This window comes from Caulobacter sp. GW821-FHT11E11, assembly GCF_058808315.1.
On record NZ_JBXARO010000004.1, the window covers coordinates 418,510 to 432,955 of the forward strand.

At 68.6% G+C, this 14,446-nt stretch carries 12 protein-coding genes, 1 pseudogene and 1 riboswitch; of the genes and pseudogenes, 4 read left to right on the forward strand and 9 right to left on the reverse strand.

Annotated features, from left to right (window positions below; translation table 11 throughout):
• Positions 1 to 133: 133 nt before the first annotated feature.
• The 7 genes and pseudogenes from gcvPB to AC1RR5_RS12245 form a co-directional block, all read right to left on the reverse strand.
• Positions 134 to 1,708: an aminomethyl-transferring glycine dehydrogenase subunit GcvPB gene (gene gcvPB, locus AC1RR5_RS12215; protein ID WP_492921864.1), complete on the reverse strand. Its 1,575-nt coding sequence runs from the start codon at positions 1,706 to 1,708 to the stop codon at positions 134 to 136.
• Complete coding sequence (gene gcvPA, locus AC1RR5_RS12220) at positions 1,705 to 3,051, reverse strand: aminomethyl-transferring glycine dehydrogenase subunit GcvPA (RefSeq protein WP_492921866.1); 1,347 nt, start codon at positions 3,049 to 3,051, stop codon at positions 1,705 to 1,707. The genes gcvPB and gcvPA overlap by 4 nt, the downstream gene beginning before the upstream one ends.
• A gap of 60 nt (positions 3,052 to 3,111) precedes the next feature.
• Positions 3,112 to 3,480 (reverse strand): annotated as a pseudogene (gcvH, locus tag AC1RR5_RS12225) (glycine cleavage system protein GcvH); the annotation flags it as partial.
• A 13-nt stretch (positions 3,481 to 3,493) separates the two neighbouring features.
• Positions 3,494 to 4,606 carry a glycine cleavage system aminomethyltransferase GcvT gene (gene gcvT / locus AC1RR5_RS12230; RefSeq protein WP_492921868.1) on the reverse strand — a complete coding sequence of 371 codons (1,113 nt, stop codon included), beginning with the start codon at positions 4,604 to 4,606 and terminating at the stop codon, positions 3,494 to 3,496.
• Between the two features lie 166 nt (positions 4,607 to 4,772).
• Positions 4,773 to 4,863: riboswitch (glycine riboswitch) on the reverse strand.
• A gap of 41 nt (positions 4,864 to 4,904) precedes the next feature.
• Complete coding sequence (locus tag AC1RR5_RS12235) at positions 4,905 to 7,397, reverse strand: zinc-dependent metalloprotease (RefSeq protein WP_492921870.1); 2,493 nt, start codon at positions 7,395 to 7,397, stop codon at positions 4,905 to 4,907.
• 81 nt (positions 7,398 to 7,478) lie between these two features.
• The gene (locus tag AC1RR5_RS12240) at positions 7,479 to 9,281 is read right to left on the reverse strand and encodes an arginine--tRNA ligase (RefSeq protein WP_492921872.1); all 1,803 of its coding nucleotides are present in this window, start codon (positions 9,279 to 9,281) and stop codon (positions 7,479 to 7,481) included.
• Positions 9,278 to 9,985, reverse strand: a complete 708-nt coding sequence (locus AC1RR5_RS12245) for a Tat pathway signal sequence domain protein (protein ID WP_492921873.1) — start codon at positions 9,983 to 9,985, stop codon at positions 9,278 to 9,280. The genes AC1RR5_RS12240 and AC1RR5_RS12245 overlap by 4 nt, the downstream gene beginning before the upstream one ends.
• A gap of 143 nt (positions 9,986 to 10,128) precedes the next feature.
• Here AC1RR5_RS12245 and ispH point away from each other — a divergent pair, with 143 nt between their 5' ends.
• Genes ispH through rnhA form a run of 3 tightly spaced genes read left to right on the forward strand, consistent with a single transcriptional unit; the run spans position 10,129 to position 12,539 of the window.
• Positions 10,129 to 11,100: a 4-hydroxy-3-methylbut-2-enyl diphosphate reductase gene (ispH, locus tag AC1RR5_RS12250; RefSeq protein ID WP_492921875.1), complete on the forward strand. Its 972-nt coding sequence runs from the start codon at positions 10,129 to 10,131 to the stop codon at positions 11,098 to 11,100.
• Between the two features lie 42 nt (positions 11,101 to 11,142).
• Positions 11,143 to 12,096, forward strand: a complete 954-nt coding sequence (gene thrB / locus AC1RR5_RS12255) for a homoserine kinase (RefSeq protein ID WP_492921876.1) — start codon at positions 11,143 to 11,145, stop codon at positions 12,094 to 12,096.
• Positions 12,093 to 12,539: a ribonuclease HI gene (rnhA, locus tag AC1RR5_RS12260; RefSeq protein ID WP_492921878.1), complete on the forward strand. Its 447-nt coding sequence runs from the start codon at positions 12,093 to 12,095 to the stop codon at positions 12,537 to 12,539. The genes thrB and rnhA overlap by 4 nt, the downstream gene beginning before the upstream one ends.
• Here rnhA and AC1RR5_RS12265 read toward each other — a convergent pair.
• Positions 12,536 to 12,967 carry a rhodanese-like domain-containing protein gene (locus AC1RR5_RS12265; RefSeq protein ID WP_492921879.1) on the reverse strand — a complete coding sequence of 144 codons (432 nt, stop codon included), beginning with the start codon at positions 12,965 to 12,967 and terminating at the stop codon, positions 12,536 to 12,538. The genes rnhA and AC1RR5_RS12265 overlap by 4 nt on opposite strands.
• Positions 12,968 to 13,054: 87 nt before the next feature.
• Here AC1RR5_RS12265 and ftrA point away from each other — a divergent pair, with 87 nt between their 5' ends.
• Positions 13,055 to 14,011: a transcriptional regulator FtrA gene (ftrA, locus tag AC1RR5_RS12270; RefSeq protein ID WP_492921880.1), complete on the forward strand. Its 957-nt coding sequence runs from the start codon at positions 13,055 to 13,057 to the stop codon at positions 14,009 to 14,011.
• Here the strand turns inward: ftrA and AC1RR5_RS12275 are convergent.
• Complete coding sequence (locus tag AC1RR5_RS12275; protein ID WP_492921881.1) at positions 14,008 to 14,385, reverse strand: winged helix-turn-helix transcriptional regulator; 378 nt, start codon at positions 14,383 to 14,385, stop codon at positions 14,008 to 14,010. The two genes, ftrA and AC1RR5_RS12275, sit on opposite strands and share 4 nt — an antisense overlap.
• Positions 14,386 to 14,446 lie beyond the last annotated feature (61 nt).

The window sequence follows — 14,446 nt, forward strand, 5'->3', positions numbered from 1 at the left end:
GGGAGGATGAAACGGACCTGCGCTCCGCTCGCTCCCTGGAAAAGCCAGATCGCCCCGACGCGCACCCCCGATATGTGGAGGGATAAGGGCGCCGTAAAGGCGCCCTCTGGTCGCAAGGGGGGTATGGAATTTGCTATTCAGCCGCCAGTGGCGCTTCTGCCACAGGTTTCCACCTCAACCGGGGCTTGCGGGCCGCCTGGGTCTCGTCCAGGCGCCTCAGGGGGGCGTGGAACGGGGCGCCCTTGAAGCGTTCGACCTCGCCGGCCTTGGCCGCGCCGGCCAGCAGACGCAGCGCCTCGATGAAGCGATCCAGCTCCTGCTTGCTCTCGGTCTCGGTGGGCTCGATCAGCATCGCGCCGTGGACGACCAGCGGGAAGTACATGGTCATCGGGTGGAAGCCCTCGTCGATCATCGCCTTGGCGAAGTCGAGCGTGGTCACGCCGGTGCCTTCCAGCCAGCTGTCGTCGAACAGGGCCTCGTGCATACACGGGCCGTCCGGGAAGGCCGGGCTCATCACGTCCTTCAGCTGGGCCTTGATGTAGTTGGCGTTGAGGACGGCGTCCTCGGCCACCTGGCGCAGGCCGTCGGCCCCGTGGCTCAGCATGTAGGCGTAGGCGCGGACGTACATGCCCATCTGGCCGTGGAAGGCGCTCATGCGGCCGAAGGCGGTCTTGGCGCCCTCCTCGCCGGCGTGCTCGACCATCGAGAAGCCGTCGTCGCCGTGGGTCAGCCAGGGCGTAGGCGCGAAGGCCGCCAGGGCCTCGCTCAGCACCACCGGACCCGCGCCCGGACCACCGCCGCCGTGGGGCGTCGAGAAGGTCTTGTGCAGGTTGATGTGCATGGCGTCGACGCCCAGATCGCCCGGGCGCACCCGGCCGACGATGGCGTTGAAGTTGGCGCCGTCGCAGTAGAAGTACGCGCCCGCCGCGTGGGTCAGGCGAGCGATCTCGACGACGTCGCGCTCGAACAGGCCGCAGGTGTTGGGGTTGGTGACCATGATCGCGGCCACGTGGTCGCCGAGCTTGGACTCCAGGTCGGCCAGGTCGACGCGGCCGTCATCGGTCTGGGCGATCTCGACCACGGTGTAGCCGACGAAGGCCGCCGTGGCCGGGTTGGTGCCGTGGGCGCTGGTGGGCGCCAGGACGGTCTTGCGGTGGCCGTTGCCAGCCGCCTCGTGGGCGGCACGGATGGCCAGCAGGCCGCACAGCTCGCCATGGGCGCCGGCCTTGGGCGACAGGGCGACGGCGGGCATGCCGGTCAGGGTCTTCAGCCAGTGGGCCAGGCGGTCCATCAGCTGCAGGGCGCCCTGCACGGTCGACTGGGGCTGCAACGGGTGAATGTCCGAGAAGCCCGGCAGGCGCGCCATCTTCTCGTTCAGGCGCGGGTTGTGCTTCATCGTGCACGAGCCCAGCGGATACAGCGCCAGGTCGATGGCGTGGTTCTTCTGGCTCAGGCGCACATAGTGGCGGACGGCTTCGGGCTCGGAGAGGCCCGGCAGGCCGATCGGCGCGTCGCGCAGCAGGCCGGCCAGGTCGCTCGACGGCGCGGCGGCTTGCGGCAGGTCGACGCCGGTCTTGTTCCAGCCGTCCAGTTCGAAGATCAGGGCCTCGTTCTGGAGCAGGCCCCGGTTGCCGGTCAGGGTCTCGTGACCACCAGCATCATTGGCGGTTTCAGGGCGCGTGGGGCGGCCGACGTTGTTCATGCTCATTGGCCCACCGCCTTGGTCAGGATCTTGGCGAAGAAAGTGATGTCGATGTCGAGCGTGGTCTCGGTGGCCGCGACCAGCAGCACGTCGTCCAGGCCCGCGCCGGCGTCCAGGCGCGAGAACGGCACGCCGGCGATGACGCCGTTGTTGGCCAGGGTCTCGACCACGTCGGCGGCGTTTTTCGGCAGGCGGATGGCGAACTCGTTGAAGAAGCGCGGGGTCAGGACCTCGACGCCCGGCACGGCCTTCAGGGCGTCGCGCAGGGCCACGGCCTTCTGGTGGTTCAGGGCGGCCAGCTGGCGCAGGCCCGTCTCACCCAGCAGGCTCATGTGGATGCTGAACGCCAGGGCGCACAGGCCGCTGTTGGTGCAGATATTCGACGTCGCCTTGTCGCGCCGGATGTGCTGCTCGCGGGTCGACAGGGTCAGCACGAAGCCGCGCTTGCCGTCGGCGTCGACCGTCTCGCCGCACAGGCGGCCCGGCATCTGGCGGACGAACTTTTCCTTGCAGGCGAAGAGGCCGACATAAGGACCGCCGAAGTTCAGGCCGTTGCCGATCGACTGGCCCTCGGCCACGGCGATGTCGGCGCCCATCTCGCCGGGCGACTTCAGCAGGCCGTACGAGACGGCCTCGGTGGTCACCACGATCAGCAGCGCGCCGGCGGCGTGAGCGGCCTCGGCGATCTTGGTCACGTCGGTGACCGTGCCGAACACGTTCGGGGTCTGGACGACGACGCAGGCGGTGTCGGCGTCGATCGCGGCGATCACCGCATCCTCGGCGTCGACGGCCGGGGCCATCGCCTGGGTCGAGACGCCGGCCGCGTGGGCCAGGGTCTCGATGGTCTCGATGTAGTGCGGGTGGACGCCGCCCGACATCACCGCCTTGTTCCGGCGGGTGACGCGCTGGGCCATCATCACGGCCTCGGCCGCGCCGGTCGAGCCGTCATAGAGCGAGGCGTTGGCCACCTCCATGCCGGTCAGGGCCGCGACCTGGGTCTGGAATTCGAAGAGTACCTGAAGGGTCCCTTGGGCGATTTCCGGCTGGTAGGGCGTGTAGCTGGTCAGGAACTCCGACCGCTGGATGATGTGGTCGACCGTGGCCGGCACGTGGTGGCGATAGGCGCCGGCCCCGCAGAAGAACGGTCCCTCCCCCGCCGAACGGTTGCGACGGGCCAGGCCCGCCATCTCGCGCTCGACTTCGATTTCGCCGGCGTGCAGCGGCAGATCGACGGTTCCGTCGCGGCGGGCCGAGGCCGGCACGTCGACGAACAGGTCGTCGATCGACTTCACGCCGATCGCGCCGAGCATCTCGACGCGGTCTTCGGGGGTCAGGGGGAGGTAACGCATTGATCTGCTTTCGTGGGTCCCGGCTCTACGCGCTGCGCGCTTGGCCGGGATGACAGGATTTTACAGCGTGCTCAGGAAGGCTTCGTAAGCGTCGCGGTCCATCAGGGCGTCGACCTCGGCCGGGTTCGACAGCTTGATCTTGGCGAACCAGCCGCCGCTTTCCGGCAGGGCGTTGACGGTTTCCGGCGCATCGCCCAGCTCGGCATTGCCTTCGACGACTTCACCCGACACCGGGGCGTAGACGTCCGAGGCGGCCTTGACGCTCTCGACGACGGCGAGGTTCTCGCCCTGCTTCACGGTCTTGCCGGCTTCCGGCACTTCCACGAACACCACGTCGCCCAGTTGCTCGGCGGCATAGGCGGTGACGCCCACGGTGGCGATACCGTCCTGGACGACGACCCATTCATGATCTTTGGTGAAACGCATCTCTGTCGGCCCTTGATTAGAGTTTGCGGACGTAACGGTTCGGCACGAACGGCGTGGCGACCACTTCGGCGGCCGCCTGCTTGCCTCGCACGATGACTTTCAACTTGGTCCCGACCGCGGCAAAGGCCGGCGGGGCGAAACCGATGGCGATGGGGAAGCCCAGGCTGGGGGCGAAGCCGCCGCTGGTCACCTTGCCGATGACATTGCCGTCTTCGTCGGCGATCTCAGCGCCTTCGCGGGCCGGGGCGCCTTCCAGCACCTTGAGGTTCACGCGGACGCGCGACAGCTCGCCGGCCAGTTCCTTGGCGATGCGGGCCGCGCCCAGATAGTCGCCGGCCTCGCGGCGCGACTTGCCGACGGCGAAGTTCAACCCGCCCTCGATCGGCGAAACGGTCTCGTCCAGGTCGTGACCGTACAGCGGCAGGCCCGCTTCCAGGCGCAGGCTGTCGCGCGCGCCCAGGCCGATCGGCTTGACGCGCTCGTCGGCCAGCAGGGTGTTCCAGATGCGCTCGGCGGCGTCGGCCGGGACCGAGATCTCGTAGCCGTCCTCGCCGGTGTAGCCCGAGCGCGAGATGATGGCGTCGACGCCGAAGGCGGTCAGGGCGACGGTGTCCATGAACACCATGCCAGCGGCTTGCGGCACATGGGCGGCCAGCACGGCGGCGGCCTCGGGACCTTGCAGCGCCAGCAGCGCGCGGTCCTCGAGACGGGTCACCGTGGCCTCGCCGGCCAGGGCGTCGGCGATGATCTTGTAGTCGTTGTCCTTGCAGGCGCCGTTGACCACCACGAACAGGCCGTCGTCGTCGGGACGCGCGGTCATCAGGTCGTCGATGATGCCGCCGTCGGCGTTCAGCAGCACACCGTAGCGCTGCTTGCCGGGCTTCAGGCCCTGGTAGTCGGCCGAGACCACCTTCTCGAAGCTCTTGGCCGGGTTCTCACCGCGCAGCCGGGCTTGGCCCATGTGCGAGACGTCGAACAGGCCGGCGTGCTCGCGGGTCCAGAGGTGCTCTTTCAGCACCCCGTCCTTGTACTGCACCGGCATGGAATAGCCGGCGAACGGCACCATGCGCGCGCCCAGCGCCACGTGGGCGTCGAACAAGGGGGTCTTCTTGAGATCTTGGTCAGACACGAGGCGGGCTCCTAGCGGGGTCGGCGAGACGACCGGCGTCCGCCGGTTGGTCGCGCCCCCGCTGTCCCTTGGACCTGAGAGATTCCGGCCTTCCCCCTCTGCTGTTTGGGGTCGGCCTTGCTCCTTCGGTGAGCCACCCTTTCGAGCGACTACTTTCCAGCGTTTCTAAACCCGAGCGGTCCTTTTGCCTGAGCGTTTCCGGGGCGGTTGCGCCTTCGGCCTCGGGAGCGAATCCCGATGTCTCCCGCTGGGGTCGTCGGGGTCAATGCGGGAGGGCTGCCGTGGAGTCAAGCGCGGCCTACAGATCCCCGAACCAATCGGTTTCGCCGATCGGCGGACCGGGCGGCGTGACGACCTTGGCCTTGCCGTCCTCGACCAGGCCGGCGAGACGGCCACCGCTCTCGTCGGCGACGATCCCGGCCAGCGCGCGGGCCTGGGCGCGGTCGGCGGCATCGCCGGCGGTGACGACCTTCAGCCCCTTGCCCCAGTCGGCCAGCCGCGCGCGGATCACGGCGGCGGCGGTCGGCGACAGGCTCTTGTCGGCCAGGGCGTCGGCCAGGCTGACCACCATGCGCTGGCGCACGCGGCGGGCCAACTCGGCCTGGCGCCCCGTGGCCTTGCCGTCGAAGGCGGCAAAGGCCAGGGCCTTGTCCAGCAGCCCCTCGACACCCGGCTGGATCGGATCGCGGCGCTTGGCCTCGACCAGACGGTTCAGGCGCGCGGCCGCGAACAGGTCGCTCCAGACCATGTCAGCCGCGACCTCCGCGGTGGCCGGCAGGTCGAACACCGGACCTTGCTGGAAGGTCTCGATCTCGTAGGCGTGGTCGGTCCCCTGCGACTGGCCCGAGGTCAGGACGTCCAGGGTCTTGTCCGACAGGTCCAGCGCGGCCGGCGTCACCGTCCGCAACAGAGCGTCAATGGCGGCGGACTGGCGCGCGGCCGGGACGATCTTGGCCGCCTCGTGGCCATCGCCCTCGGCCCCGTAGGTGAAGTCGATCCCACCGACCAGCTTGGCCGTGGCGTCGACTTGGTAGCGGTGGAAGATGTAGATCGGCACGACCATGCGGCGCAGGTCGGCGACCGACGCGCCCTTGGGCAGGTTGGGCAGACCGAAGCGATCCAGGGCGATCTTGCGCACCGCCATCAGGTGGTCGAGCTCGGCGACCGGGTCGGTCCCGTTGTCCCACACCGCGCCCAGCGGATGCGGTGTGTCGGCGGCCCGCGCGTCTTCGTCGGAGACGTAGCGCAGGCCATCGGCCTGGCTCTTGTCGGCCTTGGCCTTCAGCCAGGCCTTCTCGTCGCTTCCGGCCGGCGACGCGCTATACAGCCAGTCGATCGCGAACTTGTCCCACGCCCCCACGCCGCGCCCATAGGCATCGGCGAAGTCCAGCTGGCCGTCCTTGATGGCGATGCGGGCGTTCGGATAGTCCATCACCGAGGCCCGGTCGCCATAGGTGCTGGCGGCGAAATTGTGCTGCAGGCCGATGGAGTGGCCGATCTCGTGGGCCGACAGCTGGCGCAGGCGGGCCAGCGAGATCTGGATCGGATCGTTGGGGCCGCCCTGGCCGGTCTTGTCCGCCCCTTCCAGCCCCGCGAAGATCAGCAGGTCCTGGCGGATGCGGTCCGAGCCCAGGAGGACGTCGCCCTTGACGATCTCGCCCGTGCGCGGGTCGACCACCGCGTGGCCGTAAGACCAGCCGCGCGTCTGGCGGTGCACCCAGTTGACGACGTTGTAGCGAGCGTCCAGCGGGCTGACCCCATCGGGCAGCACCTCGACCCGGAAGGCGTCGACATAGCCGGCAGCCTCGAACGCCTGGTTCCACCAGCGGCCGCCCTCGACCAGGGCCGAGCGCACAGGCTCGGGCGCGGCGCGGTCGATATAGAAGACGATCGGCTTCTTGACCGGCGAGCGGGCGGCGGTCGGATCGGTCTTCTCCAGCCGGAAGCGATGGGCCAGGCGATAGACGACCGGCTCAGCCAGCGGCGCGGAATAGTCGGCCACCACGTGGTCGATGACCCCCACGCGCGGATCGTTCTGGCGCGGCGCGTAGCCGGGCTCGGGCAGGGCCACCAGCGAGTGGTGCAGCACCAGGGTGACGTTGCGCGGATCGGGCACGATGCCGCGAACCTCCGAACCCGGATCGTCGCTGACGAAGGTCTCGACCGCCTCCAGCTCGACGTTCAGCGGGAAGACGTTGACCTCGCCGGTGTCGGCATAGGACAGGCCGTCGTTCAGCCGGAAATCGCCCTGCTTGCTGCGCTTGAGGGTCTTGGCGACGCCCTGGGCGTCACGCACCAGGAAGCTGGTCACATCGACCAGCAGGCGGCCGTCAGCGTGCTCGGCCTCGATGGCGTTGGACCAGACGCTGGAGATCGGGAACGAGTCGGCCACCGCCTGCTTCTCGTCGGCCGAACCGCGCGCGGCGCTGAAACCCCAGTTCTCGAACTGGGCGATGACCTTCCCACCCACCCTGCGGAAGGCGATGATCTGGGTGTCGCCCGGCGCCGAGCGGTCCAGCCCCGTCGGGTTCGAGCCGAGGCCGGCGCGCAGATAGGTCTGGTAGAGATACCGCCCCGCGATCCCGTCCGCGCCGGGCTTGGGCAGCAGCAGGAAGACCTTGCCGTCCTTCTTGTCGACGAAGACCGGCGCCAGGCCGTCCTTGCGCTCGAGCCCCGCGGTGGCGTCGGCGAACTTGTCGGAGGGCTTGGATTTGTCGGCGGCCAAGGCCGGCGCGGCGATCGCGCTCACGCAGACGCTCGCCATCAACATGGCGACCACGGACGACTTCATGACCCCTCCCGAACGCATAAAAGCGCCGGGACTGTCCTGCGCCCTCGCGGCGATTGCAACCGCCGGAGGGCGCGAGGAGGGTTACATCCGTTCCGGCGCTTCGATGCCGAGCAGGTCCAGCGTCAGCTCCAGCTGGCGCAGCGTCGTCTCGGCCAGCGACAGGCGCGAGGCCCGCAGCTCTTCGGTGTCGGCGCTCATGATCGGGCAGGCGGCGTAGAACTTCGAGAAGGTCTGAGCCAGCTTGTAGGCGTGCTCGGCCACGAAGTTGGGGGCCTTCTTGTCGTAGGCCTCCTGCAGGGCGCCTTCGAAGGCGTCCAGCAGCATGGCCAGGTCGCGTTCGGCCGGTTCGTGGATCACGATGCGGCCGGCGACGGCGCCGGCTTCGGACGCCTTGCGCAGCACGCTCTTGATGCGCACCGACTGGTACAGCAGGTACGGGCCGGTCTTGCCCTCGAAGCTGGTGAAGCGGTCGAGGTCGAAGACGTACGAGGTGCCGCGGAAGTTCTGCAGGTCGGCGAACTTCAGGGCTGCGACGCCGACCTTGTGGGCGGTGTCCTCGAACTGGGCCTCGGAGAGTTCGGCGCCGAGGCCGGCTTCATGCAGACGCTCGCGGGCCTTCTCGCGGGCCATCTCGATCAGGTCGTGCAGCTTCAGGACGCCGCCGGCGCGGGTCTTGAAGGGCTTGCCGTCCGTGCCGTTCATGGTGCCAAAGCCGATGTGCTCCAGCGAGCCTTCGGTGGCGTAGTCGGCCAGATAGGCGGCGCGGAACACGGTCTCGAAGTGCAGGGCCTGGCGCTGGTCCACGCAGTAGAGGATCAGGTGCGGGTCGAACGACTTGCGACGATCCAGGATCGTGGCCAGGTCGGTCGTGCCATACATGGCCGAGCCTTCCGATGAGACGACCAGCAACGGCGGCACGTCCTGCTTGTCGCCCTCGCGGGCCACGCGGACGATGCGGGCGCCCTGGTCTTCGACCAGCAGGCCCTTGTGCTCCAGCTGGTTGACCATCGGCTCGATCAGGTCGTTGACGTCGCTCTCGCCCTTCCACAGGTCGAAGTCGACGCCCAGGGCATGGAACTCGCGCTCCAGGGCCACGCGACTGACATTGACGAAGTGGCGCCACAGCAGGCGGTAACCGAAGCGGCCGTTCTGCAGCTCGGCGGTGGCCTTGCGGGCCCGTTCCTTGAAGGCCGGATCTTCCTTCTGGCGCACCGAGGCGGCCGGATAGATGCGGTCGAGGTCGGCCAGGGTGATCCGGCTCTCGAACTCGGCCATGACCTTGGCTTCGTCGGCGGCGGAGAAGCCGCGCGGCGCTTCCGGCAGCTTGTCCATCAGGGCGCGGATGAAGGCGTCCTCGTCGACGATGGCCGAGATGAGCAGGCCCATCTGGAAGCCCCAGTCGCCGAAGTGGGCGTCGCCCACCACGTCGTCGCCGCGGAAGCGGTACAGGCGTTTGACCGACTCGCCGATGATCGAGGCGCGCAGGTGGCCCACGTGCATCGGCTTGGCCACGTTCGGGCCGGCATAGTCGATCAGGACGCGACGCGGCGTTTCCAGGAGCTGGGCGCCGACGCGGTCATCACCAGCGATCTCACGAACGCGGGCCGACAGGGCCTCGTCGCTGACGCGCATGTTGATGAAGCCGACCCCGGCGATCTCCACCGAGGCCAGGCGCGGGTCGCCCTTGAGGATGTCGACGACCTGCACGGCGATCTCGCGTGGATTGCGCTTGGCGCTCTTGGCCGCCGCGAGGGCGCCGTTGCACTGGAAATCGGCCAGGTCGGGTCGGTCGGAGGCGGTGACGCGTCCGAACTCGGGAGGAAGTCCGGCGGCCTGGAAAGCGGCCGCGGCCGCCTCGCTCAGGGACCGCTTCAAATCGTTCATTGCTTGGTAGTCGTCCCTGCTGGGGCCGGTTGGGCCTGGGCCGTCTGGCCGGCGTTGACCCGGAAGCGCTTGCCCTCACGGTTGAAGGCCGCCATTTCCGGCGTCACGTCGAAGCCGATCAGCACTTCGAAATTGCCGCCGCTGACCTTCACGTCGGCGCGCGGAATGGTGATCTGTTCGATGGTCTCACGCGCATAGGCGCGGTCCTGGCCGGCGGCGAACGTCACCGGCAGGTCGAAATATTCCTTGGCGATGACCGTCTGGTTGCGCTCGGTCACGGCCACCCAGTAGCGGTAGACGTGCTTGTCGCCCTGGGCCTGCGGGCCACGGCCCAGCTGGAACAGGACCTCGGCGCGGATCTTGATCGGCTCGTCGCTCTTGTAGGCGCAGCCCGAGCTTAGGCTCTGGATCTCGCCGGTGAAGCCGGCCTGACCGGCCGATTCCTTGGCTTCCTTGAACTCGACATAACGGCTGGCGTCGTACAGCACCTTCACATAGGGGCACGGGCCGGCGTTACGCAGCTGCGGCAGCGGGGCCTTGGGCTGGTTCCACTCTTCGTCGCGCTTCTTCTTCTTCGCGGCCTGGTCGCCGTCGTCCTGGCTGCCACCGCCACCGGGGCCTTGGGCGTGAGCGATCGTCGCCGTGGTCGCGGCGATCGAGACGGCCATCAGGGCGCTGAGGGCGAACGAAAAAGTGCGGCGCATGAAACGTCCGGTTCCAGAAAAGAAGAGCCAAGCGGGACCATGGAGCCCCTTCGGCGTCATGCAGCCTGATAAAGGCATATGCGTGACGTCGCAACGACGCAGACTCCTGGCGCCGAGGCCTTCGAGAGACTAGTTTCCGCGCCATGAACGCCCATACGCCCGCCCCGACGCCGGTCCGTCGCCCGATCTCGCTCGTGCTGGCCAGCCCGCGCGGCTTCTGCGCCGGCGTGGATCGCGCCATCCAGATCGTCGAGCGCGCCGTCGAGAAGTTCGGCGCGCCGGTCTATGTGCGTCACGAGATCGTGCACAACCGCCACGTGGTCGACCGCCTGAAGGCCCTGGGCGCGGTGTTCATCGAGGAACTGTCCGAGGCCCCCGACGATCGCCCGGTGGTGTTCTCGGCCCATGGCGTGCCCAAGTCGGTGCCGGCCGAGGCCCAATCGCGGCAGATGATCTATCTGGACGCTACCTGTCCGCTGGTCTCCAAGGTCCATGTCGAGGCCCAGAAGCATTTCGACGCCGGCCGCGAGATCGTGCTGATCGGCCATGCCGGCCACCCGGAAGTGATCGGCACCATGGGCCAGCTGCCCGAGGGCTCGGTGACCCTGATCGAGGACATCAAGGACGCCGCCGCCTGGACGCCCAAGGACGTGTCCAACGTCGCCTTCCTGACCCAGACCACCCTTTCGGTCGACGACACCGCCGACATGATCGCCCTGCTGCGCGAGCGCTTCCCCGACATCGCCGCCCCGCACAAGGAAGACATCTGCTACGCCACCACCAACCGCCAGGACGCGGTCAAGCACCTGGCCGAACAAGCCGAGCTGGTGCTGGTGGTCGGCTCCAAGAACTCGTCCAACTCGGTGCGCCTGATGGAGGTCGGCCTGAAGGCCGGCGCCACCGCCGCCTATCTGATCGACGACGCCAGCGGCATCGACTGGACCTGGTTCGACGGCGTCTCGCGCGTCGGCCTGACCGCCGGCGCCTCGGCTCCGGAAGACCTGGTGCAAGGCGTCATCGACGCCATCTCGGCCCGCTTCGACGCCACGGTCGAGGAACTGGTCGAGGCGCGGGAAACCATCACCTTCAAGCTGCCGCGCCTGCTCACCGCATAAGGGCGGCTTGACCGGAGGCCTCGCGTCGAGCAATCCGGCGCCATGGCCGTCTATACCGACATCACCGACCAAGAACTCGCGACCTTCCTGGAAGGCTACGACCTGGGCGCCGCGCTGGCGTTCAAGGGCATCGCCGAGGGCGTGGAGAACTCCAACTTCCTGCTGGAGACGGAGAAGGGTCGCTACATCCTGACCGTCTATGAGCGGCGGGTGAAGGCGGAGGACCTGCCCTACTTCCTCAACATGCTGACCTGGCTGGCCGATCGCGGCTATCCCAGCGCCCGGCCGATCGCGGATCGCAAGGGCGCCACGCTGTCGACCCTGCGCGGCAAGGCGGCGGCGATCGTCGAGTTCCTGCCGGGTCTGTCGGTGCGCAAACCCACCCCCGCCCACTGTCGCGAAGCCGGCGAGGGCCTGGCCTGGCTGCACTTGGCCGGCGAGGGCTATCCCGCCCGCCGCGCCAACGACCTGGGCCAAGCCGCCTGGGCTCCGCTGTTTTCCAAGCACCGCAAGGCCGCCGAGGACCTGAAGCCCGGCCTGTCTGCCACGATCGAACAGGATCTGGCGCAGCTCTCTTTGATGTGGCCCCGGAACCTGCCGTCGGGCGTGATCCACGCCGACTATTTCCCCGACAACGTCTTCTTCCAGCCGGATGGCAAGTTCGCCGCGGCGATCGACTTCTATTTCGCCTGCGAGGACAGCTACGCCTACGACGTGGCGGTGACCCTGAACGCCTGGTGCTTCGAGCCCGACGGCAGCTTCAACATCACCGCCGCCAAGGCCCTGCTGAATGGCTATGAGCGCCGTCGCCCGCTGAGCCCGGCCGAGAAGGAAGCCCTGCCGATCCTGGCGCGCGGGGCGGCGATCCGCTTCTTCCTGACGCGTCTGGCCGACTGGGGTTCGACGCCCGCTGGCGCGCTGGTCCGGCCCAAGGATCCGCTGGAATACGAGCGCAAGCTGGCTGTCCACCGCGAGGGCCTGGTGCTGTTCGCATGACGGCCAAGGTCACGATCTATACCGACGGCGCCTGCAAGGGGAATCCCGGTCCGGGCGGCTGGGGCGCCATTCTGTTCTATGGCGACAAGAAGAAGGAAATCTGCGGCGGCGAGCCGGCGACCACCAACAACCGCATGGAGTTGATGGGCGCGATCCAGGCGCTGGAGCTCTTGAACCGCCCCTGCAAGATCGAGCTGCATACCGACAGCCAGTACGTGATGAAGGGCATCCAGGAGTGGATCAAGGGCTGGAAGGCCCGCGGCTGGAAGACGGCCGACAAGAGCCCGGTCAAGAACGACGACCTGTGGAAGCGGCTCGACGCCGCGCGCGAGCGGCACGACGTCGACTGGCGCTGGGTCAAGGGTCACGCCGGCCATCCGCTGAACGAACGCGCCGACGCCCTGGCCAATGAAGGCCTGCGCAAGGCCAATCCGCGGTACTAGGCCGCGAGCGCGCCGGGTTCTGAGCCCGAGGCGAACGGCAGGCCTTCGTCTTCCCAGCCGGTGATGCCGCCGATCATCAATTTCACGGGGCGGCCCAGTTGGGCCAGCTTCAGCGCGGCGCGGTCGGCGCCGTTGCAGTGCGGTCCAGCGCAATAGACGACGAACAGGGTGCTGGCAGGCCACTCGGCCATCCGGTCGAAGGTCATCTCGGCATGGCGCAGGTGGATCGCGCCCGGCACGTGGCGGCGGGCATAGGCTTCGCGCGAGCCGACGACGTGCAGCAGGACGAAGTCGACCTTGCCGGCCTTCATGGAGGCGGCGACATCGGCGCAGTCGGTCTCCAGCGACAGACGCGCAGCGAAGTGGGCGGCGGCGTCGCGGAAGGACGCGGCGGGGATCTCGGATACGTGGCTCGACTTGGGGCTCATGGCACTCTCCAGCGGTTGATGACCGGAGACTTGCCCGATGGGTGCTGGTCGCGTTAGCTGGCGAGATCGACACCGACCGTAAAGATCATGCCAAAGCAGCCCCTCGTCGTCGCCCTCGCCTATGATGGCCTCTGCACCTTCGAGTACGGCGTGGCGGTCGAGCTGTTCGCCTTGCCCCGGCCAGAGATGGGTCCGGACTGGTACCGCTTCGCCACCGCCGCCGTGGAGCCGGGCGACCTGAAGGGCCTGGGTGGGGTGCGCATCGTCGGCGATGGCGGGCTGGAGCTGCTGAGCGAGGCCAGCGTCATCGTCGCGCCCGGCTGGCGGGGCATGGACGCGCCCGTGCCGGCGCCGCTGATCGAGTCCCTGCGCGTGGCGCACGCCAATGGCGCGCGGCTGATGTCGATCTGCTCGGGCGTCTTCGTGCTGGCGGCGACGGGACTGCTCGACGGCAGACGGGCCACGACGCACTGGCGTTATGCCGACGCCCTGCGCGAGCGGTATCCGGCGATACAGGTCCAGCCGGACGTGCTGTATGTCGACGAGGGTGACCTCCTGACCTCGGCCGGCAGCGCGGCGGGCATCGATCTTGGCCTGCACCTGATCCGTCGCGACTTCGGGCCCGAGGCCGCCAACACCGTCGCCCGCCGGCTGGTCGTGCCGCCGCACCGCGACGGCGGCCAGGCCCAGTTCGTCCAGCGGCCGGTGCCCGTGGCGCACGAGGCCTCGCGGCTGGGACCGATCCTGGACCGCATGCGCGGCGATCTTTCGAGGGCTCACACCATCAAGGCCCTGGCCGATGCGGCGGGGATGAGCGAGCGGACCTTCCTGCGGCGGTTCGAGGCCGCAACCGGCGACACGCCTGCCCGCTGGCTGCTGGCCGAGCGGATGAACCGGGCGCGCGACCTGCTGGAGACCTCGCCCGCCGGCATCGAGCAGATCGCCGAGGCGGTGGGCTTGGGCGCCCCCGCCCTGCGCCATCACTTCCGGCGGCAGTTCTCGACGACGCCGGGGGCCTATCGCGCCAGGTTCGCGCGGGCTTAAGCCGGCTCTTGAGCCACGATCCGTTCGATATTCAGCTCGATCCAGTCCGCCAGGCCGCGCACCCTTTCGGCGACCTCCGCACCCAGCGGCGTCAGGCTGTATTCCACATGCGGCGGCACGACCTGATAGGCCACGCGGCGCAAGAAGCCGTCGCCCTCCAGCTGCTGCAGGGTCTGGGCCAGCATCCGCTCGCTGACGCCGCCGATGCCGCGCCGCAGCTCGCTGAAGCGGTGCGTGCCCGTCTCCAGCGCCATCAGGACCAGCACGCCCCAGCGGCTGGTGACGTGCTGCAGCACGGCGCGCGACGGGCAGTCGGCGGCCATCAAGTCACCGCGCGCCAGCTTCTCGGAAAGGGGTGTCGAAGTTTCTTTCATACTTACATTCATGTATGTACTTACGGAAAGTAAGCAAGACGCCCAGATCGGTCCCGTCATC

Excerpts from the sequence above, each read along its gene's own strand:
- gcvPB (WP_492921864.1), bottom strand. The coding sequence starts at position 1,708 with ATGAGCATGAACAACGTCGGCCGCCCCACGCGCCCTGAAACCGCCAAT.
- gcvPA (WP_492921866.1), bottom strand. The coding sequence starts at position 3,051 with ATGCGTTACCTCCCCCTGACCCCCGAAGACCGCGTCGAGATGCTCGGC.
- AC1RR5_RS12235 (WP_492921870.1), bottom strand. The coding sequence starts at position 7,397 with ATGAAGTCGTCCGTGGTCGCCATGTTGATGGCGAGCGTCTGCGTGAGC.
- AC1RR5_RS12240 (WP_492921872.1), bottom strand. The coding sequence starts at position 9,281 with ATGAACGATTTGAAGCGGTCCCTGAGCGAGGCGGCCGCGGCCGCTTTC.
- AC1RR5_RS12245 (WP_492921873.1), bottom strand. The coding sequence starts at position 9,985 with ATGCGCCGCACTTTTTCGTTCGCCCTCAGCGCCCTGATGGCCGTCTCG.
- ispH (WP_492921875.1), top strand. The coding sequence starts at position 10,129 with ATGAACGCCCATACGCCCGCCCCGACGCCGGTCCGTCGCCCGATCTCG.
- thrB (WP_492921876.1), top strand. The coding sequence starts at position 11,143 with ATGGCCGTCTATACCGACATCACCGACCAAGAACTCGCGACCTTCCTG.
- rnhA (WP_492921878.1), top strand. The coding sequence starts at position 12,093 with ATGACGGCCAAGGTCACGATCTATACCGACGGCGCCTGCAAGGGGAAT.
- AC1RR5_RS12265 (WP_492921879.1), bottom strand. The coding sequence starts at position 12,967 with ATGAGCCCCAAGTCGAGCCACGTATCCGAGATCCCCGCCGCGTCCTTC.
- ftrA (WP_492921880.1), top strand. The coding sequence starts at position 13,055 with ATGCCAAAGCAGCCCCTCGTCGTCGCCCTCGCCTATGATGGCCTCTGC.
- AC1RR5_RS12275 (WP_492921881.1), bottom strand. The coding sequence starts at position 14,385 with ATGAAAGAAACTTCGACACCCCTTTCCGAGAAGCTGGCGCGCGGTGAC.